Source organism: Janthinobacterium sp. SUN176, assembly GCF_030587335.1.
GTDB classification, from domain to species: Bacteria; Pseudomonadota; Gammaproteobacteria; order Burkholderiales; family Burkholderiaceae_D; genus Janthinobacterium; species Janthinobacterium kumbetense.
Genome location: NZ_JAPWIA010000001.1, coordinates 353,273 through 379,135 on the forward strand (window position 1 = coordinate 353,273; position 25,863 = coordinate 379,135).

General features: G+C 65.0%; 20 protein-coding genes. 12 read left to right on the top strand and 8 right to left on the bottom strand.

Annotated elements, in window-relative coordinates:
* The first annotated feature begins 13 nt into the window (after nt 1–13).
* The 3 genes from O3299_RS01705 (at nt 14) to O3299_RS01715 (ending at nt 4,040) form a co-directional block, all read left to right on the top strand.
* Nucleotides 14–931, top strand: coding sequence for an AraC family transcriptional regulator (locus O3299_RS01705; RefSeq protein WP_099664780.1), 918 nt, complete (start codon nt 14–16; stop codon nt 929–931).
* Between the two features lie 55 nt (nt 932–986).
* Nucleotides 987–1,913 carry an AraC family transcriptional regulator gene (locus tag O3299_RS01710; RefSeq protein ID WP_305061358.1) on the top strand — a complete coding sequence of 309 codons (927 nt, stop codon included), beginning with the start codon at nt 987–989 and terminating at the stop codon, nt 1,911–1,913.
* Between the two features lie 72 nt (nt 1,914–1,985).
* Nucleotides 1,986–4,040, top strand: a complete 2,055-nt coding sequence (locus O3299_RS01715) for an esterase-like activity of phytase family protein (RefSeq protein ID WP_305061359.1) — start codon at nt 1,986–1,988, stop codon at nt 4,038–4,040.
* Nucleotides 4,041–4,121: 81 nt separating this feature from the next.
* On the opposite strand, the gene O3299_RS01720 is transcribed toward O3299_RS01715, so the two are convergent.
* Nucleotides 4,122–6,206 carry a prolyl oligopeptidase family serine peptidase gene (locus O3299_RS01720; RefSeq protein WP_370385262.1) on the bottom strand — a complete coding sequence of 695 codons (2,085 nt, stop codon included), beginning with the start codon at nt 6,204–6,206 and terminating at the stop codon, nt 4,122–4,124.
* Nucleotides 6,207–6,324: 118 nt separating this feature from the next.
* Complete coding sequence (locus O3299_RS01725) at nt 6,325–7,032, bottom strand: glutathione S-transferase family protein (protein ID WP_305061360.1); 708 nt, start codon at nt 7,030–7,032, stop codon at nt 6,325–6,327.
* 114 nt (nt 7,033–7,146) lie between these two features.
* Between O3299_RS01725 and O3299_RS01730 the strand changes: the two genes are divergently transcribed.
* From O3299_RS01730 to O3299_RS01740, 3 genes are all read left to right on the top strand, one after another.
* Nucleotides 7,147–7,512 (top strand): helix-turn-helix domain-containing protein, encoded by a 366-nt coding sequence (locus tag O3299_RS01730; RefSeq protein ID WP_099380591.1) that lies wholly within the window; start codon nt 7,147–7,149, stop codon nt 7,510–7,512.
* 61 nt (nt 7,513–7,573) lie between these two features.
* Entirely contained in the window at nt 7,574–8,170 is a 597-nt protein-coding gene (locus O3299_RS01735) for a hypothetical protein (RefSeq protein WP_099664774.1), read from the top strand.
* Nucleotides 8,171–8,418: 248 nt separating this feature from the next.
* Complete coding sequence (locus tag O3299_RS01740; RefSeq protein ID WP_305061361.1) at nt 8,419–10,047, top strand: PAS domain-containing methyl-accepting chemotaxis protein; 1,629 nt, start codon at nt 8,419–8,421, stop codon at nt 10,045–10,047.
* Here O3299_RS01740 and O3299_RS01745 read toward each other — a convergent pair.
* The 3 genes from O3299_RS01745 to O3299_RS01755 all read right to left on the bottom strand — a co-directional run bounded on the left by O3299_RS01745 (nt 10,019) and on the right by O3299_RS01755 (nt 12,985).
* Nucleotides 10,019–10,867 carry a DUF2071 domain-containing protein gene (locus O3299_RS01745; protein ID WP_305061362.1) on the bottom strand — a complete coding sequence of 283 codons (849 nt, stop codon included), beginning with the start codon at nt 10,865–10,867 and terminating at the stop codon, nt 10,019–10,021. The two genes, O3299_RS01740 and O3299_RS01745, sit on opposite strands and share 29 nt — an antisense overlap.
* 169 nt (nt 10,868–11,036) lie before the next feature.
* On the bottom strand, nt 11,037–11,819 hold the full coding sequence (locus tag O3299_RS01750; RefSeq protein ID WP_034777971.1) for a 3-hydroxybutyrate dehydrogenase: 783 nt from the start codon (nt 11,817–11,819) through the stop codon (nt 11,037–11,039).
* Nucleotides 11,820–11,911: 92 nt separating this feature from the next.
* Nucleotides 11,912–12,985, bottom strand: a complete 1,074-nt coding sequence (locus O3299_RS01755; protein WP_099664771.1) for an AraC family transcriptional regulator — start codon at nt 12,983–12,985, stop codon at nt 11,912–11,914.
* Nucleotides 12,986–13,111: 126 nt separating this feature from the next.
* Between O3299_RS01755 and O3299_RS01760 the strand changes: the two genes are divergently transcribed.
* The 4 genes from O3299_RS01760 (at nt 13,112) to O3299_RS01775 (ending at nt 18,234) form a co-directional block, all read left to right on the top strand.
* Complete coding sequence (locus tag O3299_RS01760; RefSeq protein ID WP_305053411.1) at nt 13,112–14,722, top strand: FAD-binding oxidoreductase; 1,611 nt, start codon at nt 13,112–13,114, stop codon at nt 14,720–14,722.
* Complete coding sequence (locus O3299_RS01765; protein ID WP_305061363.1) at nt 14,719–16,287, top strand: glycerol-3-phosphate dehydrogenase/oxidase; 1,569 nt, start codon at nt 14,719–14,721, stop codon at nt 16,285–16,287. The genes O3299_RS01760 and O3299_RS01765 overlap by 4 nt, the downstream gene beginning before the upstream one ends.
* A gap of 135 nt (nt 16,288–16,422) precedes the next feature.
* Nucleotides 16,423–16,650, top strand: coding sequence for a hypothetical protein (locus tag O3299_RS01770; protein ID WP_305061364.1), 228 nt, complete (start codon nt 16,423–16,425; stop codon nt 16,648–16,650).
* Nucleotides 16,651–16,653: 3 nt separating this feature from the next.
* Complete coding sequence (locus O3299_RS01775) at nt 16,654–18,234, top strand: FGGY-family carbohydrate kinase (protein WP_305061365.1); 1,581 nt, start codon at nt 16,654–16,656, stop codon at nt 18,232–18,234.
* A 4-nt stretch (nt 18,235–18,238) separates the two neighbouring features.
* Here the strand turns inward: O3299_RS01775 and O3299_RS01780 are convergent, their stop codons facing one another.
* The 3 genes from O3299_RS01780 to O3299_RS01790 all read right to left on the bottom strand — a co-directional run bounded on the left by O3299_RS01780 (nt 18,239) and on the right by O3299_RS01790 (nt 22,172).
* The gene (locus O3299_RS01780) at nt 18,239–19,597 is read right to left on the bottom strand and encodes a diguanylate cyclase domain-containing protein (RefSeq protein WP_099664767.1); all 1,359 of its coding nucleotides are present in this window, start codon (nt 19,595–19,597) and stop codon (nt 18,239–18,241) included.
* A gap of 290 nt (nt 19,598–19,887) precedes the next feature.
* Entirely contained in the window at nt 19,888–21,081 is a 1,194-nt protein-coding gene (locus O3299_RS01785) for a PLP-dependent aminotransferase family protein (protein ID WP_099664766.1), read from the bottom strand.
* A gap of 176 nt (nt 21,082–21,257) precedes the next feature.
* The gene (locus tag O3299_RS01790) at nt 21,258–22,172 is read right to left on the bottom strand and encodes a DMT family transporter (RefSeq protein ID WP_099664765.1); all 915 of its coding nucleotides are present in this window, start codon (nt 22,170–22,172) and stop codon (nt 21,258–21,260) included.
* Between the two features lie 129 nt (nt 22,173–22,301).
* Here O3299_RS01790 and O3299_RS01795 point away from each other — a divergent pair, with 129 nt between their 5' ends.
* A complete protein-coding gene (locus O3299_RS01795; RefSeq protein WP_305061366.1) occupies nt 22,302–23,720 on the top strand; it encodes a PLP-dependent aminotransferase family protein in 1,419 nt (472 codons plus the stop codon).
* A 98-nt stretch (nt 23,721–23,818) separates the two neighbouring features.
* Nucleotides 23,819–25,738 carry a molecular chaperone HtpG gene (gene htpG, locus O3299_RS01800; protein WP_305061367.1) on the top strand — a complete coding sequence of 640 codons (1,920 nt, stop codon included), beginning with the start codon at nt 23,819–23,821 and terminating at the stop codon, nt 25,736–25,738.
* The last annotated feature ends 125 nt before the right edge of the window (nt 25,739–25,863 follow it).

The following is a 25,863-nucleotide window of genomic DNA, read 5'->3' on the forward strand; positions in this document are numbered from 1 at the left end:
GGGAGGGCGTGCCATGCAACGCAAGGCCGAATATCCGCAACCACAGATGGAGCTGGAACAGCAGCGCGACGCGACGCCCGGCTTCGAGCCGAAAGGCAGTTTCGGCTTCATCCGCTACCTGGAGCACGGCTTTCCGAATTCGCTGGTGCGCTGGCATTACCACGACGAGTATGAGCTGCACCTGATCGTCGAGAGCAGCGGCAAGGTGTTTGTCGGCGACTACATCGGCCAGTTCGCGCCCGGCCACCTGGTGCTGACGGGGCCGCGCGTGCCGCACAACTGGGTGTCGCTCGGCACGCCCCCGGAAGGCGTGGCCTTGCGCGACATGGTGATCCAGTTTTCGCACGCGCCGCTGGCGTCGATGGCCGCCGCCATGCCCGAGTTGAAGGATATTTTCCCGCTGCTGCAGCGCTCCCTGCACGGCGTCGAATTTTTCGGCGTCAGCGAACAGTCGCTGCGGCGCTTCCAGCGCATCCGCGACAGCAGCGGCTTGCCGCGCCTGATCGAATTTTTGAGCCTGCTGGGCGAACTGGCGCAGACCAGCGACTACCAGCTGCTGTCGACGGTGCCCATGCAGTCGAGCGACGACGACGTGGCCCTGGCGCGCATCAGCTCCGCCATCAACTTCATCGTGCACAATTACAGCAGCCAGTTTTCGCTGAAACAGCTGGCCGAGCAGGTGGACATGCCCGAGCGGACGTTTTCGCGCTTCTTTCGCCACGCCACGGGCAACAGCTTCACGGACTTCGTCAACCGCCTGCGCATCAACAAGGCGTGCCAGCTGCTGATGGAGACGGAGCGCTATGTCAGCAACATCTGCTACGAGGCGGGATTCAACAACGTGGCCAATTTCAACCGGCGCTTCCTGGAATTGAAGGGCATGACGCCGAAGGAGTTTCGCCAGCAGGCGCTGGGCCGTTTTGGCGAGTGAGGCTTTTTGAGGTACATTGGATGGCACAGGCGGGGACAGCCTGGGAGAGACGAGCATGGAACACCTGTGGCAGAAGGACAGCGAGCGCAAGGCGCCCGAACTGGAACGCGAAAGCTATGACGGCATCATCAATTACCTGGAACACGGCTATCCCAGCTCGCGCGTGCGCTGGCACTGCCACGAGGAATATGAGCTGCACCTGATCGTCGCCACCAGCGGGCGATTGTTCGTGGGCGACTATATCGGCGAGTTTTCGCCCGGCCACCTGGTGCTGACGGGCCCGCGCCTGCCGCACAACTGGATTTCCAACGTGATGCCGGAAGGCGGCGTGGCCCTGCGCGACATGATCGTGCAATTCGCCCACGCGCCGCTGGCGGGCGCCGCGCGCGTCATTCCCGAATTGCGCGAGTTGTTGCCGCTGCTGGAGCGCTCCAGCTATGGCGTGGAGTTTTTCGACATGGGCGCGGAAGCGGAGCGGCACCTGGCGCGCATCCGCGCCACGCATGGCGCCGAGCGCTTCGCCGAATTCGTGCAACTGATGAGCAAACTGGCGCGCACGGCCAATTACCGCTTGCTGTCGAGCGCCTCCCTGCGTTCGTACGACGACGATGCGACTCTGGCCAAGGTCAATTCCGTCCTCAACTACATCACGGACAATTACCGCGAGCCGATTTCGGCGGAAATGCTGGCCGAGCAGGTGGGCATGTCGCTGAGCAAATTCTCGCGCTTCTTCCGCAAAGCGACGGGCAACAGTTTTACGGATTTCATCAGCCGGCTGCGCATCAACAAGGCGTGCCAGCTGCTGATGGATACGGACCAGTATGTGTCGAACGTCTGCTACGACGTGGGCTTCCAGAACGTGGCCAATTTCAACCGCCGCTTCCTGCAGGTGAAGGGCGTCACGCCGAAGGAATTCCGGCGCCAGGCCGATGGCCGTTTTGGCGGCATCGGCGGGCCCGTGGCGGATATGCCACAGGCCTAGCCGCTGTCATTACCTTGTCACTTTGATTAGTTATGCTCCACGGTTACTCCACCCACCTTAGCCGAGGAATGCATGAATACTGCCGTAACGCCGATCCCGAAACTGACCCTGTTGGCCATCGCCGCCGGCCTGGCCCTGGCCGCGTGCGGCGGCAGCGACAATCCGCCGGCGGAGCCTTCCAAGCCCGTGGCGCAGACGGGCGTGTTCCTCGATGGCGCGGTGGAAGGACTCGATTACGTTGCGGGCAGCGCGGCCAAGGCCAGCACCAATGCCAAGGGCGAGTTCGTTTGCAATCCGGGCGAGACGGTCGCCTTCAGCGTGGGCGGCCTGGCCCTGGGTTCGGCGCCGTGCGGCGCCGTCGTCACGCCGCTGGCGCTGGCCGCCAGCACCAACGTGGCGGACGACAAGGTCGTCAACCGCCTGCTGGCGCTGCAACTGCTGGATGATGACAGCGATCCGTCGAACGGGATCAGGCTGACGGCCGAAGTGAAGGCTGCGCTGGCAGGCAAGACCCTGGACTTCGCCGCCGCCCCGGCAGCCTTCAACACGGCCCTGGCCGCGCATCTGGCAACGGTGGGCGCGAAATTCGCCGGCCGCACGGTCGATGCGGAGCGCCGCGCCCTCGTGCGCGAGCATTTCGAAGACACCCTGGCCTCGAAAGCGGGCGCGCCCGTCAACGAAGCGCTGACGCAAGCCAATCCGGTGGGCGAAGTGAAAGTGACCGTGACGCGCTACCAGATCCAGGCGGCCGATAAATTCTACGTGCCGTACGAAGGCGCGAACGCGAAGATCAAGGGCGAATTCCCGAACGGCTTCCTGCCGTCGTACGGCTCGGGCCTGGCCTACAAGGGCAAGAACGCGGCCGGCGACCTGGAATTCTATGGCTTGACGGACCGCGGCCCGAACGGCGACGGCCCGCTGGTGCCCGATCCCTCGGGCAAAGGCACCATCGGCAGCAAGATCTTCCCGTCGCCCAGTTTTACTCCGTCATTCGGCGTGATCACGGTGGGTAAGAACGGCGCCGTGCTGGCATCGAGCACGCCGATCAAGGTGTCGGCCGCCGTCAACAGCTCGGGCTTGCCCGTGCCCGTGGGCGCGGTCGGCAATTCGGCCGAGATTCCCGTCATGGATGCGATGAAGTTCGACGCCGCCGGCAAGGCCGTGTTCAACGCGGGCGGCCTCGATTCGGAAGCCATCGTCGTCGATGCGAAGCGCAATGCGCTGTGGGTATCGGACGAATACGGCCCGTTCATCATCAAGATCGATGCGGCCACGGGCGTCATCCAGGCGAAGTACGAGCCGGGCAAGGGCTTGCCGGCGCTGTTCGCCAAGCGCCGCGCGAACCGCGGCATGGAAGGCATGACCCTCGATGCGAGCAACGACAAGCTGTACGCCTTCCTGCAAAGCCCCTTGAGCGACGGCACGGCCATGTATTCGGTGACGAAGAAGGCGGAGCAGGTGGAACGCTTCGCCCGCTTCACGCGCTGGATCGAATTCGACCCGGTGACGGGCACCAGCGGCAAGATGTATGCGTATCCCTTGAATGCGGCCGACTACCAGGATGGCCGCACGGGCAACGCCAAGCTGGGCGACATGGTGGCGCTGGGCGGCGGCAAATTCCTCGTCATCGAGCAGGGTGCCGCGCCGTCGGGCAAGGTGTTCAATAAACTGATGCTGGTCGAATTGAAGGGCGCCACGGACATTTCCTCCGCCGCCTTCAATGCGACGACGTCCGACCTGGAGAAGAGCAGCATGGGCGGCGCTGGCGTCAACGGCGCCGACTGGGCCGCCGTCACGCCGCTGAAGAAAACCCTGCTGCTGGACTTGAACGCCATCGGCTGGGCGGCGGAAAAGGCGGAAGGCCTGACCCTGATCGACGACTCCACCATCGCGCTGGCCAACGACAATGACTTCGGCCTGAAGACGAAGATCTTTGACGCGAACGGCGTGGAAGTCGATGGCGCTGACGTCACCAAGTGCACGGTCGATGCCAACGGCACCATCGTCACGAGCAGCGCGGCCGGCTGCAACGCCGCCAACACCATCCGCGTGGCGCGCGGCGACGACCGCGAGCGTCCTAGCCGCTTGTGGATCGTGAAGTTCGCCAAAGCGCTCAATACGTATTGATGGCGTATTGATTTGGCTTAATTGATGGATGAAAAAAGCCGCACAGTGCGAACTGTGCGGCTTTTTTACGCTGGAACAGGCTTATTTTTTAGTGTAGGTATTGAGCCAATCGAGCACCGTGTGATGCCACAGCAGCGAGTTCGCTGGTTTCAGTACCCAGTGGTTCTCGTCCGGGAAGACCAGCAGCTTGCTCGGGATACCCTGGCGCTGCAGCGCCGTGAAGGTGCCGAGGCCTTGCGCGGTAGGGATGCGGAAATCCAGGTCGCCCTGTACCACCAGCATCGGCGTCTTCCAGTTCTTCACGAAGTTGACGGGGTTGAACTGCTCGTGCTTGGCCGGCGCGTCGTAGTACGGGCCGCCGTTTTCCCACTCGGTGAACCACAGTTCTTCCGTTGCGTAAGCCATGCCGCGGTTGTCGAACACGCCGTCGTGGTTGACCAGGCACTTGAAGCCGTCCGGCCAGTTACCGGCGATCCAGTTCATCATGTAGCCGCCGTAGGACGCGCCCAGCGCGCAGCTGCGCTCGCGGTCCAGCCACGGGAACTTCTTGGTGGCCGCTTCCAGGCCCTTCTGCAAGTCGACCAGCGGCTTGCCGCCCCAGTCGCCGCTGATGGAATCCGTGAATTTCTGGCCATAGCCGGTCGAACCGTGGAAGTCGATGAAGACGGTGGCATAGCCGGCGCCCGCATACACTTGCGGGTTCCAGCGGTAGCTCCAGCTATTGCCAAAGCTGCCTTGCGGGCCGCCGTGCACCAAAAAGGCGACCGGATACTTTTCGCCGGCCTTGGCATTCCACGGCTTCATGACGTGGCCGTAGACGGTTTCGCCATTCGCGCCCGCAAACGAGAACTGTTCATATTCGCCGAAACGCACGTCGGCCAGGGCCGCCGCATTCTGCTTCGTCAGCTGCACCATCGGCGCGTTTTCCGACTTCGCGTCGAGCTTGCGCGTGTACAGCTGCGCGCCCGAGGCCAGATTGGCTTGCGCCAGCACGATGGTATTGCCGCGCACGTCGAAGTCGCCCACGGCGCCCTTGCCCGTCAGCGCAGCGACCTTGCCGCTGGCCGCGTCGATGTGGAACAAGCGGTGCTGGCCCACGTCATCGGCGGCGACGAGGAAAGCCTTGCTGTCAGGCGTCCAGCGGAAGTCGGCCACGGAACGGTCCCAGTCATCGGCCAGGGTGCGCTTCTTGCCGGTGGCGACATCCATCAGCACCAGGTGAAAACGGTCCGCTTCGAAGCCAGGCTTGGTCATGGCGACATAGGCCAGGGTGCGGCCATCGGGCGACCAGGTGGCTTTGGCATCCCAGGCCGGGTTGTCGGCCGTGAGATTGCGTGGCGCCTGGCCGCCAGCGGCAGGAATCGTGTAGACGTCGAAGTTGGTCGACCACGATTCCGTGCGGCCGGCCACGCGCACGGAGAAGGCCACCGTCTTGCCGTCCGGGCTGAAGTGGTATTCGCCATTGTCGCCGAACGGCTTCGAGGGCGCGTCGCCGTCGAGGGTGCCGCTCAGGCTCACGGGCGCGGCGCTGACCTTGCCCGTGGCGTCGATGGGCGCCGAGTACAGCGCGTTGCGGCGGCCATCGGCCCAGGTATCCCAGTGGCGCACGAACATCTGGTCGTAGACCATGCCGCTGGCCTTGTTTTTCGCTTTGTCATCGAGGCGCTTCTTGGTGCAGGCGAGGTCCGCGCAATCGAGGAAGACGCCCATGCTGAAGGCCAGGCGGTCGCCCTGCGGCGACAGGCGGTAGGTGTCGACGTCCAGCGCCAGGTCGGTGACCTTGGCCGCTTCGCCGCCGTTCAGGGGCAGCTGCCACACTTGCGAGGAGCCGGAGCGGCCGGACAGGAAGTAGATGGCGTCGCCGTTCGGCGACCATTGCGGGTCGCTGGCGCTGGCATCGCCGCGCGTGAGCTGGCGCGGCGCCGCGTTCGGCGCGCGCAGGTCGATCATCCACAGCTGCGTGTTGCCGCGGTTCTTGTCCAGGTTGGTGGTGCGCACCGTGTAGACGACGCGCGTGGCGTCCGGCGACAGCACGGGGCTGCCCACGCGCTCCATGGCAACCATGTCTTCCACGGTGAAACCGCGCGGCGCAGCCAGAGCCGGCACGGCGGCGGTGGTGGCCATGGCGGCACTGAATGCTCCCAAGAGCAGCAGACGTAAACTCATTCAAACTCCCGATTTTTATGACGACGTTATCGATATGGTATTGATGTGGCCGGCTGTACCGCCGGCAGCCCGACATCATAGCAATAAAGACGCGCCTGCTGCGGGAGTTGACCGCCGGTTAGCCGGCCGGCAGTGCCAGTTGGTCGAGCGCCACGTGGCCCAGGAAGCCGCCCTGGCTGGCGGCCGGCAAGCCCGCCTCGATGGCGTGGGCAAAGCGGATGCCGGGGTCTTGTTCCAGCGCCGCCAGCACGCGCGCCGTGTCCGGATAGTCTGCCAGGCGCGCCAGCTGCAGCGGTTCGGCCCAGCGCGCCGTGGCGGCCAGGTAGGCGTCGGCGATGGTGGGGCCGGTATCGGAAGCGAGCCAGGCGCGGCCGGCGAGCAGGCGCTCCAGGTGCGCCAGGCTTTTGTTGACCTTCTCGACGGCCATCTCGCGCCAGACGGCCGCGCGCGCGTCGGTTTCCGGCGCGCGTGACGCCTGGAAGGCGGGCATGAAGGCCGCGTGGAAGGTCGTGTGCAAAAAGGAGAGCACGCTGTTCAGGCGGTCGTATTGCGGCGTGCCCTGCGCAAAGCCCAGGCCGCTATTGGGTGCGCGCGCGGCGATGTGCAGCAGGATCGCCATGCTTTCCAGCAGCGGCGCGCCCGCGTGCGTGAGCAGGGCGGGCGTCTGGCCCAGGGGATTGATGGCGAGAAAGGCGGGATGCTGTTTGCTGGCCGGGTCGCGCGCTTCCACGCGGGCAAGTTGGTACGGCAGGCCGCTCCATTCGAGGGCGGCGATGGCGGCAAACGAGCAGCCGAACGGCACGCTGTAGATCAGGGTGGTTTCCATGCTGGAGCTCCGGTGAGATAAAAGAAGGGCAGTCTAATCGTGATGGTTACTATTTGGAAGAAGGCAGAATAATGTGGTATAGGTACATTTTTTATACTAGGTGGGAAGGCAACCATGAAAGACAATGTCTCCGGCTGCGCCGTGGAAGAAGCCATGCGATTGCTGGGCGGGCGCTGGCGCATCGTGCTGCTCAGCTATCTGATGGCGGGGCCGAAGCGCTTCAGCGAAATCCGCCGCGCCGTGCCGAATATCTCGCAGCGCATGCTGACCCTGGACTTGCGCGCGCTGGAAGAGGCGGGCTTGCTGACGCGCACGATTTACGCGGAAGTGCCTGTGAAAGTGGAATACCGGCTGACGGACGAGGGCTTGCGCTTGCGGGAGCTGGTCGAGATGCTGCGCGCCATCGGCTTGCGCCTGCGCGGACAGGCGGACGGGGGCGGCGCCTTTCTCGCGCCCGATGGCGACGATCATTCTCAATAGAAACAACTGTCTTTATGTAAAGTGCTAGACTGCCGGCCTTTGCTCACTACTTTCGATACCCATGCGCCTGACTTCCCTCGCCCTGACCGCCGCCGCCCTGTTTGCCGCCTTGCCGGCCCAGGCGGCCACCATGCCGACGCTCGAACAAATCCACGCCGCCGTGCAGGTGGGCGTGGCCAAGACCCGGGCCAAAATGCAATCGACTGTGACGGTACCGATTGCCGTCAAGGTCACCAGCTTGACCGGCTGCCAGGATTCGCAGGAAGTGCCGGGCGAAGTGGTGTGCCTGGTCGCCATGAGCGGGGGCATGCGCGATGCTTTCATGGTGCTGCCGTTGCGCAACGAGAACGGTACCTGGGTGGGCGTCGAGCGCAAGGATGCCAAGTTCGCGGGACCGTCGCCGGCCGAGGCGCAAGCGATGATACGCGCCTGGGCCAAGGAAGAAGTGGCGCGCAATCCGGAAGCGGCCAAGGATGTGCAGATGCAGGAAGCGCAGAGCACCATGCAGGTCAAGGCCATCAACGAGTGCGAGGTCAAGCGCAAGACGGGCTATCTGGTGTGCGATACGGAATTGAGCGTGCCGAGCCGTCCGGAAGCCATCAAGACGGAACTGACCTTCATGCTGGAAAACGCCAGCTGGCGCTACGTGCCGCGCTAAGTCGCCGCGTTGTTTGCCGCCGGGACAGTCACGCTGTTCCGGCGCCGTTCCCGCCATCACCCTGCGGCCACGCTGCCGCCTGCAATATTTGCAGATTCGCAAGGCAATTTCGCCAGTGAAAATTGCCGATTTAAATTAATAATTAGATATTAAAATTAATGTATCGGTGCAGACCGCCGCCGGCTTCCTGCCGCCTTGCATTTGCCCGCTTCCCCGTGCCTGCACGGGCTACCTTTGAGGATGTGACCATGCGACTCAATCTTCCCGTCAGCGATACCGAAATCAACCTGAGCGATACCGAGACCATCGTCTCGACTACCGACTTGCAAGGCAATATCACCTATGCCAACCCGTATTTCATCGCCGTCAGCGGTTACAGCGCGGAAGAATTGATCGGCGCGCCGCAGAACATCCTGCGCCATCCCGACATGCCGGTCGAAGCGTTCGCCGATTTCTGGGCCACCATCCGTTCGGGGCGTTCGTGGAGCGGCATGGTGAAAAACCGCTGCAAGAATGGCGATTACTATTGGGTGCTGGCGAACGTGACGCCGGTGGTGGAAGACGGCGTGGCCGTCGGCTACATGTCCGTGCGCACCAAGCCCACGCGCCAGCAGGTGGCGCAGGCCACGGCCCTGTACGCGTGCATCAAGGCGGGGCAGGCCGACGGCATCGTCATCAGCCAGGGTGCGGCCGTGCGGACTGGCTGGCTGGCCAGGTTCGCGCGCCTGCGCGACTTGCCGCTGGGCAAGCGCATCGGCTGGAACCTGGGCTTGCTGAGCCTGGTATTGCTGCTGCAACTGGCGTGGAATGCGGGCCTGTTGCCGGCCGGCGCGGCCGGCTGGCTGACGGGCTTGTCCGTGGCGGCCTTGGGCGCGACCCTGTATTTCTGGCACAGCCTGCACCGCGCCGTGCTGCAACCGTTGCAGCAGGCGCGCCAGGCTTGCGACGTGATGGCGGGCGGCGACTTGACGGGCGAGCTCGACACCACGCGGCGCGACGAGATGGGGCAACTGCTGCGCTCCCTGCGCCAGCTGCGCGTAAACTTGCATTCCATCGTCGGCGACGTGCGCGGCAATTTCTTGCGTATCAGCATGGCCAGCCAGGAAATCGCCGCCGGCAATATGGACTTGTCGGGCCGCACGGAAGCGCAGGCGTCGGCCCTGCAGCAGACGGCGTCGAGCATGGAGCAGCTGGCGGCCACGGTGCAGCAAAACAGCGGCAACGCCGTGCAGGCCAGCGACATGGCGGGCAAGGTCCACGGCCTGGCCGGGCGCGGCGGCGAGATCGTCGGTCAGATGGTGAGCATGATGGCCGATATTGACGCTTCATCGAAGAAGATCGGCGACATTACGGGCATTATCGAAGGCATCGCCTTCCAGACGAATATCCTGGCCCTGAACGCGGCCGTGGAAGCGGCGCGCGCCGGCGACCAGGGGCGGGGCTTTGCCGTCGTGGCGGGCGAAGTGCGCAGCCTGGCCCATCGCAGCGCGGCGGCGGCCACGGAAATCAAGCAATTGATCACGGCGTCGTTGGCGCAGGTGCAGGCGGGCGCCAGCAGCGCCGAAATGCTGGGCGCCGTGCAGGGCGTGCACGGCATCATGGAAGAGATCGCCTCCGCTTCGCGCGAGCAAAGCCACGGCATCGGCCAAGTCAACATGGCCGTCACGCAGATGGATGAAGTGACGCAGCAGAACGCGGCGCTGGTGGAGGAGTCGGCGGCCGCCTCGGCGTCGCTGCAAGACCAGACCTTGCAGCTGGAGCAGGCGATGGCCCTGTTCAAGCTGGAACGGCGGCGCGGCGGCCAGGCAGGCTCCGCCACGCCCCCGCGCACGGGGGAGCGCCGGCGTGCTACAGCAGGCGCTCTGACAACGCCTTGAAGGGAACCTTGGGCACGACAAAGGCAAACGGCTGGGAGACGGGCGGCAACTGCGCCAGCAAGCCGCAGTCGGCGCGCAAGGCCGTCAGCGCTTGCACTTGATCCAGATCAACAGGTAAGTCGATTTCGCCGAAGACCAGCTTGCCGTTGCGCGGCACGTGCGCGATGGCCGCATCCTGGCAGGCGAGGAAGGCGACGGCGTCGCGCCAGTTGCCGAACAGCGCTTGCCAGCCGGCATCGAGGGCATGGTCGGTTGCGATGTCCGCCTGCACGTCCAGCGAGGGCGCGCTGCCGGCGCCGCTGGCAATGCTGCAGCGCGCTTGCGTGGCCGTGACTTCCAGCGTCATGCCGGCGGCCAGGTGGGTCGGCAAGATGTCGCTGAACAGCCGCGTGCCCAGCGCATGCGGCAAGCTGTCCATGATGTTTTTCAAGAAATACACGCAGGGCACGGCCGGCGCGCCCGCTGGCGTGTGGTCCAGATATACACGCCAGTTGCTTTGCAACGGAGACGGCAGCATCCGGCGCAGGGGGCCGGGCAGGGCCGGGCCGAAGTGTCCGTGACGGTAGGTCAGCACGGTAAATGGCGTCTTGCCGTCGCGCTGCCACAGGGTCACGCCGGCGGGCAGCAGTTGCTGCGCGGCAGCGGCGTCGACCAGCCAGCTCACGTAGACGACGTCGCGCACGTCGCTGTGCAGGGTCAGGAAGGGCAGGCGGGACATGATCGCCTGGCGTAGGTTGGCAAAGCGCGTGGAATTGGCGAGCGCGGCAAACAGGCGCCCCGGCCAGCCCGCGCGCGGGTGGCGGTAAGTGTTGTCTTGCAATTGGGAACTTTCGGGGTAGATACCGGGGGAATACGCTGATGCAAAAGCACCCGTCCACATCATCGCGAGCGGCAGCGATGTGTGGCCGAGACGCGCAGCTGTGCTGGAGCACAGCGAGCATCGCAGGCCGCACAGGGCGCCGCGCAGCCGATGTGGGCGGGCGTCACTGTTATTGCATGTGCCAGCCGTGGCTGACGACGATCGACTGGCCGCTCAGGGCGTTCGACGGGAAGGCGGCCAGGAAGACGGCCGTTTGCGCCACGTCCTGCGTGGTGGTGAATTCGCCGTCGATGGTGTCTTTCAGCATGACTTTCTTGATCACGTCTTCTTCGCTGATGTTCAGCTGGGCCGCCTGTTCGGGGATTTGCTTGTCGACCAGCGGCGTGCGCACGAAGCCTGGGCAGATGACGTTGGCGCGGATGCCATCCTTGGCGCCTTCCTTGGCCACCACCTTGGCCAGGCCCAGCAAGCCGTGCTTGGCGGCAACGTAGGCGCTCTTGAAGGGCGAGCCTTCGTGCGAGTGCACGGAACCCATGTAGATGATGGCGCCGCCGCGGCCCGCCTTGATCATTTCGCGCATGCAGGCGCGCGTGGTGAGGAAGGCGCCGTCCATGTGAATGGCCAGCATCTTTTTCCATTGGTCGAACGGGTAGTCGACGACGGGGCTGATGATCTGGATGCCCGCATTGCTGATCAGGATATCGATGCCGCCGAAGTGGGCGGCGGCATCGGCCACGCCCTTGTCTACTTGTTCTTCGCTGGAGACATCCATGGCGACGGCAAACGCCTGGCCGCCCGACTGCTTGATTTCCTCGGCCGTCTTGCTGGCCGCTTCCAGGGCCAGGTCGGCGATGACGACCTTGGCGCCTTGTTTCGCGTATTCAATAGCCATTTCCTTGCCGATACCACTGGCGGCGCCGGTAATCAGTGCGACTTTGTCTTTGAGTTGCATATTAATCCTTTGCATTGCGGGTTGGAGTGATCGTGGAAAACCTGACTATGCCAGTATAGCCAGAAAACGCGCCGCGCATGCCCCGCGCACGCCTATGGGGCTTGCTGCCGGTCAAGTTGCCTCTCTTGCATTTCCTGCAAGCGCCAGGCGCCGGGATTGGTGCCCGCCCAGGTGCGGAACGCATGATTGAACGCGCTTTGCTCCTGGTAGCCGAGCAGGAAGGCGATGTCGACCAGCGACAAATCCGGCGCGCGCAGATAATCGCGCGCCAGCCCGTATCGGGCCTGGTCCAGCAGGGCCTGGAAGCTGGTGCCCGCGTCGGCCAGCTTGCGCTGCAGGGTGCGCGGCGTGACGGCCAAGGCGGCGGCAACGGTGGCCAGCCGCGCCGACCCGTGGCGCAAGCCCGCGACGATGGCCGCGTGGACTTGCGCGTCGATGGCACCGCCGGTGTCGTTTTCAGCCTGGCGCTGCGCCAGCAGTTGTTCCGCATGCTGGCACAGCACGGGGTACAGGCTGACGTCGGCGTTCGGCACGGGCCAGTCCAGCAATTGCGCATCGAAGGTGGCCGTGTTGGCAGGGGCATTGAAGGCGGGCAGGCTGCCCAGCACGCGCACATATTCGTCGCGGTGCGCCGCGTGGCGCAGCAGGTCGCCGCCGCCATCGTGCGTGAACGCCAGGCGGGCCGGCGGCAGCGGCATGCCCGCCAGCCAGTCGCCGCACACGCGGATGCCGGCGAAGACGCTGTCGACCAGGTGCCGGCTGGCGCCCGGGTAGTTGCTTGCCCAGCGGTAATGCGCGACTGCGCCGTCGCGCTGCAGGGTCGAGCGGCCCAGGTCGTGCGCCAGCCGTTCATAGCGGGCCGTCTGTTCCAGTGCCTGGCCCACGTTGCTGCAACTGAGCAATATCAAACCGTAGGCGCTGTAGGTGCCCATGCGCACGCGCTGGCCCACGTGCAGGCCGAAATGCGCATCGCCCGCCAGTTGCGCGCCCGCATCGAGCAGGCTCACGTAGTCGCACGCGGCCAGGCTGGCTGCGGACGCTTCCAGGCTGTACGGCGCCACGCCGGCCGCCTGCGCCAGGGCGGCAACGGGGATGCCGTGCGCGCCGGCCGCTTCCAGCAGCGGCTGCAGATAGGCGCCGGCGACCCGGCCTTCAGTGCTTGTCATGATGGAACAATGCGATTGTCATGAAAAACCAATACCCTTGGCCTGTGGCGGCATATGCTGTTGAACAGGCAAGAACAGTATAGCAAGCCGCCGTGGCGCGCAACTGGCCGAACACAGGGGATGTCGATGCAACGCTGGAATGGATGGGGAGACGAGAGCATCACGTATGCGCTGAGCGAGGACGCGCTGGCCTTCCTGGGCGAGCGCCTGGGGCCGGGCAGCGCCATCGTCGACGCCACCTTCGACGACGCCTGCGCGCAAGTGCCCGCTTCGCGCCTGGCGCCGCATCCGCTGATCGACACCCAGCCTGCCACGCGCGTGCGCCATGCGCTCGGTCAAAGCCTGCCCGACTGGTTTAAATTACGCCATGGCCGCATCGGCGCCGTGCCTGATGGCGTGGCCTTTCCCGACAGCGCGCTGCAGGTGCGCCAGCTGCTCGCGTATGCGCGCCAGGCCTGCGTGGCCGTGATTCCCCACGGCGGCGGCACCAGCGTGGCCGGGCATTTGACGGTGGCGGCGGGGCCGCGCCCCGTGCTGGCGCTCAGCCTCGCGCGCCTGTGCGCGCTGGGCCACCTGGACCGCGAAGCGCAGCTGGCCACGTTCGGCGCGGGCGTGTATGGCCCCGACCTGGAAGCGCAGTTGCGCGCGCATGGCTACACCCTGGGCCACTATCCGCAATCGTTCGAGTATTCGACCTTGGGCGGCTGGATCGCCACGCGCTCGTCGGGCCAGCAATCGCTGCGCTATGGCCGCATCGAGCAATTGTTCGCGGGCGGCGAAGTGGAAACGCCGGCCGGTACCTTGAGCATTCCCACCTTTCCAGCTTCGGCGGCCGGCATCGACCTGCGCGAAATGGTGCTCGGCTCCGAGGGCCGGCTGGGCATCGTGACGCAGGCGACGGTGCGCGTCTCGCCGCTGCCCCCTTATGAAGCGTTCCACGCCGTGTTTTTCGCCGACTGGGGTCAGGCGCAAGCGGCCGTGCGGGCGCTGGCCCAGTCGCGGCTGTCCTTGTGCATGCTGCGCCTGTCGAATGCGCTGGAAACGCAGACCATGCTGACCCTGGCCGGGCACAAGAAGCTGGTGGGACTGCTGGAGCGCTATCTGTCGCTGCGCGGCTGCGGCGAAGGCAAGTGCATGCTGATGCTGGGCGTCAGCGGCGAAGCCGGGCCGGCGCGCGCGGCCCTGCGCGGGGCCTTGGCGCTGGCGCGGCGGCACAAGGGCGTGCACGTGGGACGGCACATGGGCGATAAATGGAAGCAGGGGCGCTTTCGCAACGTCTACCTGCGCAACGGCGCGTGGGAACACGGCTACGTGATCGACACGGTGGAAACGGCCGTCGACTGGCCGCGCGTGGCGCACATGATGGCGGCGCTGGAGCAGGCGGGCACCAAAGCGCTGGCGCAGCACGGCGAGCAGGTGCATGCGTACACGCATTTGTCGCACGTGTACGCGCAGGGCGCCAGCGTCTACACCACGTATGTCTATCGGCTGGCGCCCACCTTCGAGGAAAACATGGCGCGCTGGCGCAGCCTGAAAAACGCGGCCAGCGCTGCCATCGTCGCCAACGGCGGCACCATCAGCCACCAGCATGGCGTGGGCACCGATCACGCGCCGTGGCTGGCGGCGGAAAAGGGAGAGCTGGGCATCGCGGCCATGCGCGCGTTGCTGCGCCAGTTCGACCCGCAGGGCATGATGAATCCCGGCAAACTGCTGCCTGACCTTGGAGACCGATTGTGAACAGGGCGGAGCTGCCTGGCCTCCTGGCGCGCGAGTGGGACATCTTGATCGTCGGCGGCGGCATCACGGGCGCCGGCATCCTGCTGGAAGCGGCGCGGCGCGGCTTGACGGCGCTGCTGGTGGAGCAGCGCGATTTCGCCTGGGGCACGTCGAGCCGCTCCTCGAAGCTGGTGCACGGCGGCTTGCGCTACCTGAAGCAGGGACAGTTCGCGCTGACGCGCGAATCGGTGCATGAGCGGCAAGCCTTGCTGACGGATGCGGCGGGGCTGGTCGAGCCGCAGGGCTTTGCCTTTGGCGATTACACGGGCCGGAAGCCGGGGCGGCGCCAGTTCATGCTGGGCCTGGCCATCTATGACGTGATGGCGGGCCGGCGCGCGCGCCGCTATGTCGATGCGGCGGATTTCGCCATGCTGGCGCCGCATGTCAACCGCGATGGGCTGCGGGGCGGCATGCTGTACCAGGACGCCAAGACGGACGATGCGCGCCTGGTGCTGCGCGTGCTGCAGGAGGCGCGCCGCCATGGCGGCGTGGCCGTCAATTACCTGGGCGTGGACTCGTTGCTGCGTGACGATGGCAAGGTCGCCGGCGCCACCTTGAACGATGCGGTCGATGGCAGGGCACTTACTGTGCGCGCGCGCCTGGTGATCAGCGCCACGGGCGCCTGGGCCGACGGCTTGCGCGGCCAGGTGGGAGAGCAGCCGAAACTGCGGCCCCTGCGCGGCAGCCATCTGCTGCTGCCGGCCTGGCGCCTGCCGCTGGCGCAAGCCGTCAGCCTGATGCACCCGCGCGATGGCCGCCCCGTGTTTGCGTATCCCTGGGAGGGCGTGACCCTGGTGGGCACCACCGATGTCGACCATGGCGCCAGCCTGGACCTGGAGCCGGCCATCACGCGCGGCGAACTCGATTATCTGCTGGCGGCGTTGCGCTGGCAGTTCCCGCAGCTGGCGCTGGGCGAAGACGATGTGCTGGCCACGTTTGCCGGCGTGCGCCCCGTGATCGACAGCGGCCAGCTTGACCCGTCGAAGGAAGCGCGCGAACATGCGCTATGGCTGGAAAACGGCTTGCTGACGGTGGCGGGCGGCAAATTGACGACGTTTCGCGTGATCGCCCTGGACGCATTGCGCCGCGCCGCACCGCTGCTGCCGGGCTGGCAGGCGGATTTGCGCCCCTTGCCGATCTTTGACCCGTCGCCGCCCTTGTCGGGCAAGGCGTTGGCGCTCGATGGCGAGCAGCGCGCACGCCTGCTGGGCCGTCATGGCGCGGCCGCACAGGCGCTGTGCGATGCGGCGCAGGAGGGCGAACTGGCGCCGGTTCCCGGCACGCAGACTTTATGGGCGCAGCTGCGCTGGGGCGCGCGCAACGAGGACGTGCAGCACCTGGACGACTTGCTGCTGCGGCGCACGCGCCTCGGTTTGCAGCTGGCCGGCGGCGCGCTTGCTATCATGCCGCGCCTGCGCGCCATCTGCCAGCAGGAACTGGGCTGGGACGACGCACGCTGGGAGGACGAACAGCAGCGCTACCTGGCCCTGTGGCGCCGCCATTACAGCGTGCCGCAAGGCGAATGACGCAATGATAAAAGCAGCGATAAAAACATAAAAGAGGAGAGCATCATCGAAACTACCCTGTTTGGCCAGCCCCTGGCGCTGGGCGACGCCCGCATCACCTATGACAGCCTGTCGCCGCTGGACTTGCGCCAGAGCGTGGACGTCCTCGTCGACGACCTGGGCGAGGACCTGCTGCAAATCACGTGCGCGAATGGCGACATCGTCGACGTGGGCTGGTATCCGGCCTGGAATGCGCAGGGACGCTTGCGCGTGGTGGCCGTGCGGGGACAGGACTGGGACGCGCCCGTGTTCAGCGCGCAGCCAGACAAGGATCCGCAGGCGCTGCTGCAGGCGCTGCGCGCCGCGCTGGCCAGCGTGGCATAAGCCATGGCTTCCCTGGCGGACGATGGTCCGTACATCCTCTCCATCGACAATGGCACGCAAAGCGTGCGCGCGCTGCTGTTCGACCGCGACGGCAAGCTGGCGGCCAAGGCGCAAGTCTTCCTGGAAGCGTATTACTCCGACCACCCCGGCTGGGCCGAGCACGACGCCGACGGCTACTGGCAAGCCGTATGCGAAGCGTGCCAGCAGCTGTGGCGCGGCACGGACATAGCCAAATCCTCGGTGGCCGGCGTGGCCGTCACCACGCAGCGCGGCACGGTGGTCAACGTGGATGAACATGGCGCACCATTGCGGCCCGCCATCACCTGGCTGGACCAGCGCAGCACGCGCGACATTCCCCGGCTGGCGCCATGGTGGCGCGCCGCCTTCCGCGCCACGCGCCTCGACGGCACGATACGCTACTTCCGCCGCGAGGCCGAGATCAACTGGATCAGCGCGCACCAGCCCGACATCTGGCGCCGCACGCACAAATTCCTGCTGCTGTCGGGTTTTCTGAACCACCGGCTCTGCGGAAAGTATATCGATTCGACGGGCTCGCAAGTGGCGTATATTCCCTTCGACTACAAGCGCCACGCCTGGGCCGGGCGCTTCGACTGGAAATGGCAGGCGCTGGCGATTCGACGCGCCATGCTGCCCGAGCTGGTAACGCCGGGCACGCGCATGGGTGCCATCACGGCATCCGCCGCTGCGGCGACGGGCATCCTGGAAGGCACGCCCTTGCTGGCGGCCGCCGCCGACAAGGCGTGCGAGGTGCTGGGCGCCGGCTGCGTCGAACCGCACGTGGCGTGCCTCAGCTACGGCACCACGGCCACCATCAACACGACCAACCGCAAGTATGTGGAAGTGACGCGCTTCATTCCGCCGTATCCGGCCGCCATGCCGGGCGCCTACAGCACGGAAGTGCAGATATTCCGCGGCTACTGGATGGTCAACTGGTTCAAGGAGCAGTTCGGCGACCGCGAACGGGCGGCGGCGGCCGAAGATGGCACGGGCTTGTCCGCCGAAGCGCTGTTCGACCGCCTGGTCGAGGCCGTGCCGCCCGGCTCCATGGGCCTGATGCTGCAGCCGTACTGGAGTCCCGGCATCAAGGTGCCGGGACCGGAAGCGAAGGGCGCCATGATCGGCTTTGGCGACGTGCACACGCGCGCACACATCTATCGCGCCATCCTTGAAGGTCTCGCATATGCGCTGCGCGAAGGCAAGGAGCGCATCGAGCAACGCAGCGGCATCGCCATCACGGAGCTGCGCATCGCGGGCGGCGGTTCGCAAAGCGATGCGGCCATGCAGCTGACGGCCGACATCTTCGGCTTGCCCGCCGCGCGCGCCCACGTGTATGAAAGTTCGGGCCTGGGCGCGGCCATCGCCGCTAGCGTGGGCCTGGGCTGGCATGCGGACTTTCCCGCCGCCGTGCAAGCCATGACGCGCAAGGGCAAGGTATTCGAGCCGGATCCCGGGCACAGCAAGGTCTATGAAAAACTGTACCGGCGCGTGTACCGCAAGATGTATGCGCGGCTGCAGCCCCTGTACCGCGAAATCGCCGACATCACCGGCTATCCTGAAAAGTGAACGGCTAGCGCAGGACGAGCGCCTTGACCGTTTCCCAGGCCGCGCTGCCCGATTGCGTGACGCGCACCTGGTTGCGGCCCCCTTCCTTGGCCACGTACAGGGCGCGGTCGGCGGCGACGAACAGCGCTTCGCGGTCGTCCAGCTGGTGCGGGCGGATGGTCGCCACGCCGATGCTGACGGTGATCCACGGCGAGGTGATCGATCGCGGGTGCGGCAGCTGCAGCGCCTCGATGTGCGCGCGGATGGCTGCGGCCAGGTGCAGGGCGCCTTCGGCATCCGTGTCGGCGAACAGCAGGACGAATTCCTCGCCGCCGTAGCGGGCCGCCAGGTCGCCGGGGCGTGCGGCGTGCGAGGCGATGGCTTGCGCCACCTGCTGCAGGCAGCTGTCGCCGGCCGGATGGCCCAGGCTATCGTTGTACAGCTTGAAGTGGTCGACATCGAGCACCACCAGCGACAGGACGCCGCCGCCGCGCACGGCGCGCTGCCATTCCTTTTCCAGGAAACTGTCGAAATGCCGGCGGTTGGCGATCTGCGTCAGCGGGTCGAGATAGGCGGCGCGCTGCAAGGCGTCTTCCGACTGCTTGTGGTGCGTGATGTCGTGCAGCAGGCCGATATACAGGGGCTGGCGCAGATACATGGGCGTCAGGGTCAGGTCCATGCTCAGCGCCTCGCCGTTGCGGTGGCGGATCGCCACTTCGCGCGTGCCATGGTTGTGCGCTTTTTCCGGATTGGCCGCGTGCATGGCGAAGTAATCGAGGTATTCCTGCGTCACCAGGGGGCTGAGCAACTCGCCGATGGAGCGCCCGGCCAGTTCGTTTTCGCGGTAGCCCAGGTACTGATCGCAGGCCGGATTGGTGTACTGGATGCGGCCATCGGCTTCGATGATCAGCAAGCCCTCGGCCATGTTGTTGACGATGGTGCGCAGGCGCTCGGCCTGTTCCTGCTGGGTTTCATTGTTGCTGCGGATTTGCAGCTGGGCGCGCACGCGCGCGCACACTTCGGCCATGCGCAGCGGCTTGCTGATGTAATCGACGGCGCCGCAGTCGAAGCCGGCCACCACGTCATCCGTTTCCGTCTTGGCGCTCATGAAGATGACGGGGATGCCCTGCGTCAGCGGGTGCTGCTTGAGGCGGCGGCACGTTTCGATGCCGTCCATGTCCGGCATCAGCACGTCGAGCAGGATCAGGTCGGGGTGGGCGCGCTGGGCGATCGCCAGCGCCCGTTCGCCGGACGTGGCGACATAGGTTTGATAGCCTTGCTCGCTCATCAGTTTGCGCAGCAGCTCAAGGTTGGCCGGCGCATCGTCGACAATCAAAATGGCGGCCTCGCGCCGCTGGGAATGCTCCACACTGCCTGGACTCATTGCTTCCGGCCTTCTCGATGTACTTTGCGATGCCAGCGATTGCTGCACTTTCGGTGATGCTGACCGGGTTCAAATCTGCGACAGCGGTCAAATCATACCGCCTTGCCAATTTTTTGGGTAAAAAAATCGACGTTGCGCGAGGCGGTAAAATATTATTTTTATGCTATTTTTAAAAATAAATACACGCAATTGCTATCGTGAAGGCGGTTTTTGGGCGAAAAAGACGCGTGCCCCCTGGAGCAGGGACAGCTGGGACACGCCCCGCGGCAGGCGGGGCGTGGGGAGTGCGATTACATTTTTGCGGCGATCAGTTTGCCGAGGATCGCGATGCCTACACGGATGCGTTCCGGCGGCACCGTCACGAACGACAGGCGCAAGGTGTGCGTTTCCGGCGTGTTGGCGTAGAACGGCGCGCCCGGCACGAAGGCGACCTTGTTGGCGATGGCTTCATCGAGCAGTTGCATCGCATCGATGTGCTTCGGCAGGGTAACCCAGATGAACATGCCGCCTTCAGGCTTGGTCCACGTGACGCCGGCCGGGAAGTGCTCTTCCAGCGCCGACAGCATGGCCTGGCACTGGTTGCCGTACAGGCTGCGGATGCTGGGGATATGCCGGTCCAGGAAGCCATCCTTGATCACTTCATGCACGACCATCTGCGTCAGTTGCGACGTGTGCAGGTCGGCCGCCTGCTTGGCCAGTTCCAGGCGGCGCACCAGCGGCATCGGCGCCACCACGTAGCCGAGGCGGATGCCGGGCGTGAGCACTTTCGAGAACGAGCCCATGTAGATCACGCCGTCCGGATTCATGTTGATCATCTTCGGATACGGCTCGCCGCTGTAGCTCAGGGCGCCGTACGGATCATCTTCAATCAGCGGCAGGCCGTGGCGGGCGCAGGTTTCCACCAGTTCCACGCGGCGCGCCACGGACAGGCTGCGGCCCGTCGGGTTCTGGAAGTTCGGCAGCGCGTACAGCAGGCGCGCGCCATCGGCGACGGGGTTGACCGACGACGGCACCAGGCCTTCGTCATCGGTATCGACGGAAACGAATTCGGGACGGTAGACGGAAAACGCCTGCAGGGCGCCCAGGTAGCTGGGGGTTTCCACCAATACCTTGCTGCCTTCGTCGATCAGGACCTTGCCCAGCAAGTCCAGTGCCTGCTGCGAGCCGGACGTCATCAGCACCTGTTCCGGCATGATGGTGCTGCCGTTGGCGGACAGGGAATCGGCGATCCACTGGCGCAGCGGCAGGTAGCCGTCGGTGGGGCCGTATTGCAGGGCGACCTTGCCATTGTTCGACAGGACCTTGTCGAAGGCGGTCTTCATTTCTTCCACGGGGAAGGTGGCGGGCGAGGGCAGGCCGCCGGCAAACGAGATGATCTCGGGACGCTGCGTGATCTTCAGGATTTCGCGGATGAACGAGCTTTGCAGCTGTTCCGCGCGTTCGGCAAAGCGCCATTGGATCGGATTCGGATTTTCAATTTTCATACGAGTCTCACAGAAGATGCCGAGCTGCGCCGGCTGGATTTGTTGGCCCGCTTGTGGCGGTGCGTGCGCAAGCGGCGCCGGATAGGCGTCGCCATGGTGCTGCGGTATTGTACGGCTTGCACGCCGCTCTGCCCATCCGCACGCGCAACGGCGTTGCAAATGGGCGTCAAGGAGCGTTACTTCAGCTTGCGCCCGATCCCCACCACGGCGATCACGGCGCCCGCAAACAGCAGGCTTTCACCCGTCAGGGGTTCGTGCAGCAGCAGCGCCGCGCCCAGCAGGGTGAGGAAAGGCTGCAGCAACTGCGTCTGTCCCACGCGTGCCACGCCGCCCAGCGCCATGCCCCGGTACCAGAAAAAGAAACCGATAAACATGGAAAACACGGAAATATAGGCAAAGCCCAGCCAGGCCGCGCTGCTGGCCTGCGCCATCAGCGCGCGCTGCGGCCAGGCGTTCCACAGCACCACGGGCAAGACAAATGGCACGGCCAGCAGCAGCGCCCAGGAAATCACATGCTGGCCCGGCATGGCTTGCGCCAGGCGCCCGCCTTCGGCATAGCCGAGTGCGGCCAGCAGTACGGCGGCAAAGATCAGCCAGTCGGCCAGGTGGAAGCTGCCGCCGCCCTGGCGCAGCGCGAAGGCCACCACCAGCGCCGTGCCGAGCAGGGCCATCAGCCAGAAGCCCGGCGATGGGCGCTCCTTGCCGCGTAATACGGCAAACACGGCGGTGGCCAGCGGCAGGATGCCCACCAGCACGGCGCCGTGCGAGGCGGGCAGGCTGCGCATGGCGATCGACGTCAGCCAGGGGAAGCCCAGCACGCAGCCCAGCGACACGAGCGCCAGCGGCAGCCATTGTTCGCGGCGCGGCATAGGCGCGCGCTGCTGCCATAGCCACAGTCCGGCCAGGACGGCGGCCACCAGGGCGCGGCCCAGGGCGACGAAGGTGGGATCGAGTTCAGCCACCGCCAGCCGCGTAAAAGGCAGGGTCAGGCTGAAGAGGGCGACGGCGATCAAGCCCAGCAACAGGCCGGTGCGGTCGGCGCCGAGGCGCGGTGGATGGTTGGAAACGATGGTGCTGGTGTGCGAAGGCATGGGATTCCCGAGGCTGGCGTGACAAGGTATTGGCATGGATTAAACTGCCCGATACTGCTATCCTAGGGGGCAATAGCAATACAGTACAAATACACTTCCACGCATAATTTCACATACTGTGATGGTCATATGAGCAATACACTCCCTTTGCTGTCGCGCGTCTCGGGCGAAACCCTGATCGACCAGATCGTGCGCTCGCTGGCGGCGCGCATCGACGACAAGCTGCTGCGCGGCGGTGCGCGCATGCCGTCGATCCGCCAGTGCGCCGCCAGCCTGAGCGTGTCGTGCGCCACGGTGGTGGCCAGCTACGACAAGCTGGTGGCGCGCGGCTACCTGGAATCGCGGCGCGGCGCCGGCTTTTTCGTGTGCGAGCGCTCGCCGTTGAACACCCCCTTGCCGCCCGCTGGCGCGCAGGATGCGGCGGCGCAGCCGATGGACGTGGTGTGGCTGATCCGTAACATGTTCCGCCAGACGCCGGCCATCCCCGCGCCAGGCTCCGGCATGCTGCCCGCCGAGTGGCTCGATGGCGACCTGGTGGCGCGCGCCTTGCGCGACGTCAGCCGCCAGCCCGGCAGTTTGCTGCTGGGCTACGGCGCGCCGCAGGGTTTCCTGCCGCTGCGCCAGCAGTTGCAGCTGAAGCTGGCGGGGCTGGAAATCGCCTGTCCGCCCGAGCAGATCGTCACCACGGTGGGCGTGATGCAGGCGCTGGACCTGGTGGCGCGCGAGTTTGCCCGCCCTGGCGAAACGATTTTCGTCGACGATCCCGCGTATTGGCTGATGTTCGGCGCTTTTGCCGCCATGGGCATGAATGTCATCGGCATCCCGCGCCTGGCCGACGGTCCCGATATCGCCGTGCTGGCCGAGCTGGCGGCGCTGCACCGTCCCAGGCTGTACGTGATCAATTCGGTGCTGCACAATCCCAGTTCGACGTCGCTGTCGGCGGCCAAGGCTTTCCAGGTGCTGCGCCTGGCCGAACAGCACGATTTCCTCATCGTCGAGGATGACATTTATTGCGACATGCACCCGGGCGGCGCGGTGCAGCCGGCCACCCGCCTGGCCGCGCTGGACCAGCTGCGCCGCGTGATTTACCTGGGCGGCTTTTCCAAGAGCCTGGCGGCGAACCTGCGCGTGGGCTTCATCGCCACCTCACAGGAGCGGGCGCAGCGCCTGGCCGACCGCAAGATGCTGGCAACGCTCACCACCAGCGACATCGGCGAGCGCGTGGTGTATAAAATCCTCTCGCAGGGGCTGTACCGTAAGCATGCGGAGCGCCTGCGCGCGCGGCTCGACAAGGTGCGCGAGGGCACGTACCGCAAGGTCGAGCAGGCGGGCTTGCGCTTCGACCCGGCGTCGGCGGGCATGTTCGTATGGGCCGATGCGGGCTGCGACACGAATGTACTGGCCGAAAAGGCGCTGGCCAAGGGCCTGGTGCTGGCGCCGGGCAGCCTGTTTTCGCCGCGCCAGCTGCCGTCGACCCGCATGCGCCTGAACCTGGCCACGGTGCAGGACGAGCGCATCTGGGCGTTTTTCGACCGCGCACTGGGGTAAACTGGACATTGCAGGACATTCGGCTGGGGCTCTTGAAATCGCTTGTACCATCCCCAACTCCGTAGAATCCGTCCCATCCACAAGACTATGAGGTAAAAATGGCTGTCTCCGAAAAGCAAACCCTGGGTTTTCAGACCGAAGTGAAGCAAATGCTGCACCTGATGATCCATTCCCTGTACTCGAACAAGGAAATCTTCCTGCGCGAATTGATCTCGAACGCGTCCGACGCGGCCGACAAATTGCGCTTTGAAGCGATCGATAACGACGCCTTGTACGGCAACGATCACGAATTGAAGATCAAGGTCAGCTTCGACAAGGATGCGCGCACCATCACCATTTCCGACAACGGCATCGGCATGACCCGCGACGAGGCAATCTCGCACCTGGGCACCATCGCCAAGTCGGGCACCAAGGAATTCTTCGGCAAGCTGTCGGGCGACCAGCAGCAGGACGCGGCCCTGATCGGCCAGTTCGGCGTGGGCTTCTATTCGGGCTTCATCGTCGCCGACAAGATCACCGTCGAAACGCGCCGCGCCGGCGCGGACGCCTCCGAGGGCGTGCGCTGGGAATCGGCCGGCGAAGGCGATTACAGCATCGAGACCATCGAAAAAACGGGCCGCGGCACGGACATCATCCTGCACCTGCGCGAAGGCGAAGACGAATTGCTGTCGAGCTGGAAGATCAAGTCCATCATCCGCAAATATTCGGACCATATCTCGCTGCCGATCGTGATGCAGAAGGAAGAGTGGGACGACGAGAAAAAAGAAACCGTCCTGAAAGACGAATTCGAAACCGTCAACCAGGCCAGCGCCCTGTGGGCCCGCAACAAGGCCGACATCACGCCGGAACAGTACGACGAATTCTACAAGCACGTGTCGCACGACTTCCAGTCGCCGCTCACGCACACGCACAACCGCGTGGAAGGCCGCAGCGAGTACACGCAGCTGCTGTACATCCCGGCCAAGGCGCCGTTCGACATGTGGGACCGCAACAAGCGCGGCGGCATCAAGCTGTACGTCAAGCGCGTCTTCATCATGGACGATGCCGAGCAGCTGATGCCGACGTACCTGCGCTTCGTGCGCGGGGTGATCGACTCGGCCGACCTGCCGCTGAACGTATCGCGCGAAATCCTGCAGGAATCGCGCGACGTGAAAGTGATCCGCGAAGGCTCGACCAAGCGCGTGCTGGGCATGCTGGAAGAACTGGCGAACGCGGATGAGCAGGACAAGAAGGACAAGTACGCCGTCTTCTGGAAGGAATTCGGTCAGGTGCTGAAGGAAGGCATCGGCGAAGACGCGGCCAACAAGGAGCGCCTGGCCAAGCTGCTGCGCTTTGCCTCGACGGCCAACGACAGCGACGAGCAAATCACTTCGTTCGCCGACTACGTGGCGCGCATGAAGGAAGGCCAGGACAAGATTTACTACGTCACGGCCGACAATTACGCCGCCGCCAAGAACAGCCCGCACCTGGAAATCTTCCGCAAGAAGGGCGTCGAAGTGCTGCTGCTGACGGACCGTGTCGATGAATGGATGCTGTCGTTTATCCAGGACTTCGAAGGCAAGGAACTGGTCTCCGTCGCCAAGGGCGGCCTGGACTTGGGCGCGCTGGAAGATGAAGCGGAAAAGAAAGAGCACGAAGAAACGGAAACTTCGTACGCCGACCTGGTGGGCAAGATGAAGGCCGTGCTGGCCGACAAGGCCAAGGACGTGCGCGTGACGTTCCGCCTGACCGATTCGCCAGCCTGCCTGGTGGCCGATGAAAACGAATTGTCGGGCAACCTGCTGCGCATGCTCAAAGCTGCTGGCCAGAGCGCGCCGGAATCGAAGCCGATTTTGGAAATCAACCCGAACCACCCGCTGGTGACGCGCTTGAAGTATGAAGATGCGGAAGGCGGCAAGTTCGGCGACTGGGCCAACATCCTGTTCGACCAGGCCATGCTGGCCGAAGGCGGTTCGCTGGCCGATCCGGCCAGTTTTGTGAAACGCCTCAACGAATTGCTGCTCAATTCGGCGAAGTAATCGCCTCGCTGCAAACGTCATCAAGCCGGCCCTTTCCTCGTGAAAGGGCCGGCTTTTTTTATGCTACAGTGCGCGATTATTTTATTTTATGGAAAAAGCAATGGCGCATTGCCCGGCATGTGACA

Bases quoted from the DNA above. Each gene is read 5' to 3' on its own strand.
- O3299_RS01780 (WP_099664767.1), bottom strand. From the start codon at position 19,597: ATGAGTCCAGGCAGTGTGGAGCATTCCCAGCGGCGCGAGGCCGCCATT.
- O3299_RS01790 (WP_099664765.1), bottom strand. From the start codon at position 22,172: ATGCCTTCGCACACCAGCACCATCGTTTCCAACCATCCACCGCGCCTC.
- O3299_RS01755 (WP_099664771.1), bottom strand. From the start codon at position 12,985: ATGACAAGCACTGAAGGCCGGGTCGCCGGCGCCTATCTGCAGCCGCTG.
- O3299_RS01750 (WP_034777971.1), bottom strand. From the start codon at position 11,819: ATGCAACTCAAAGACAAAGTCGCACTGATTACCGGCGCCGCCAGTGGT.
- O3299_RS01725 (WP_305061360.1), bottom strand. From the start codon at position 7,032: ATGGAAACCACCCTGATCTACAGCGTGCCGTTCGGCTGCTCGTTTGCC.
- O3299_RS01730 (WP_099380591.1), top strand. From the start codon at position 7,147: ATGAAAGACAATGTCTCCGGCTGCGCCGTGGAAGAAGCCATGCGATTG.
- O3299_RS01795 (WP_305061366.1), top strand. From the start codon at position 22,302: ATGAGCAATACACTCCCTTTGCTGTCGCGCGTCTCGGGCGAAACCCTG.
- O3299_RS01775 (WP_305061365.1), top strand. From the start codon at position 16,654: ATGGCTTCCCTGGCGGACGATGGTCCGTACATCCTCTCCATCGACAAT.
- O3299_RS01705 (WP_099664780.1), top strand. From the start codon at position 14: ATGCAACGCAAGGCCGAATATCCGCAACCACAGATGGAGCTGGAACAG.
- htpG (WP_305061367.1), top strand. From the start codon at position 23,819: ATGGCTGTCTCCGAAAAGCAAACCCTGGGTTTTCAGACCGAAGTGAAG.
- O3299_RS01735 (WP_099664774.1), top strand. From the start codon at position 7,574: ATGCGCCTGACTTCCCTCGCCCTGACCGCCGCCGCCCTGTTTGCCGCC.
- O3299_RS01710 (WP_305061358.1), top strand. From the start codon at position 987: ATGGAACACCTGTGGCAGAAGGACAGCGAGCGCAAGGCGCCCGAACTG.
- O3299_RS01715 (WP_305061359.1), top strand. From the start codon at position 1,986: ATGAATACTGCCGTAACGCCGATCCCGAAACTGACCCTGTTGGCCATC.
- O3299_RS01720 (WP_370385262.1), bottom strand. From the start codon at position 6,206: ATGAGTTTACGTCTGCTGCTCTTGGGAGCATTCAGTGCCGCCATGGCC.
- O3299_RS01740 (WP_305061361.1), top strand. From the start codon at position 8,419: ATGCGACTCAATCTTCCCGTCAGCGATACCGAAATCAACCTGAGCGAT.
- O3299_RS01760 (WP_305053411.1), top strand. From the start codon at position 13,112: ATGCAACGCTGGAATGGATGGGGAGACGAGAGCATCACGTATGCGCTG.
- O3299_RS01785 (WP_099664766.1), bottom strand. From the start codon at position 21,081: ATGAAAATTGAAAATCCGAATCCGATCCAATGGCGCTTTGCCGAACGC.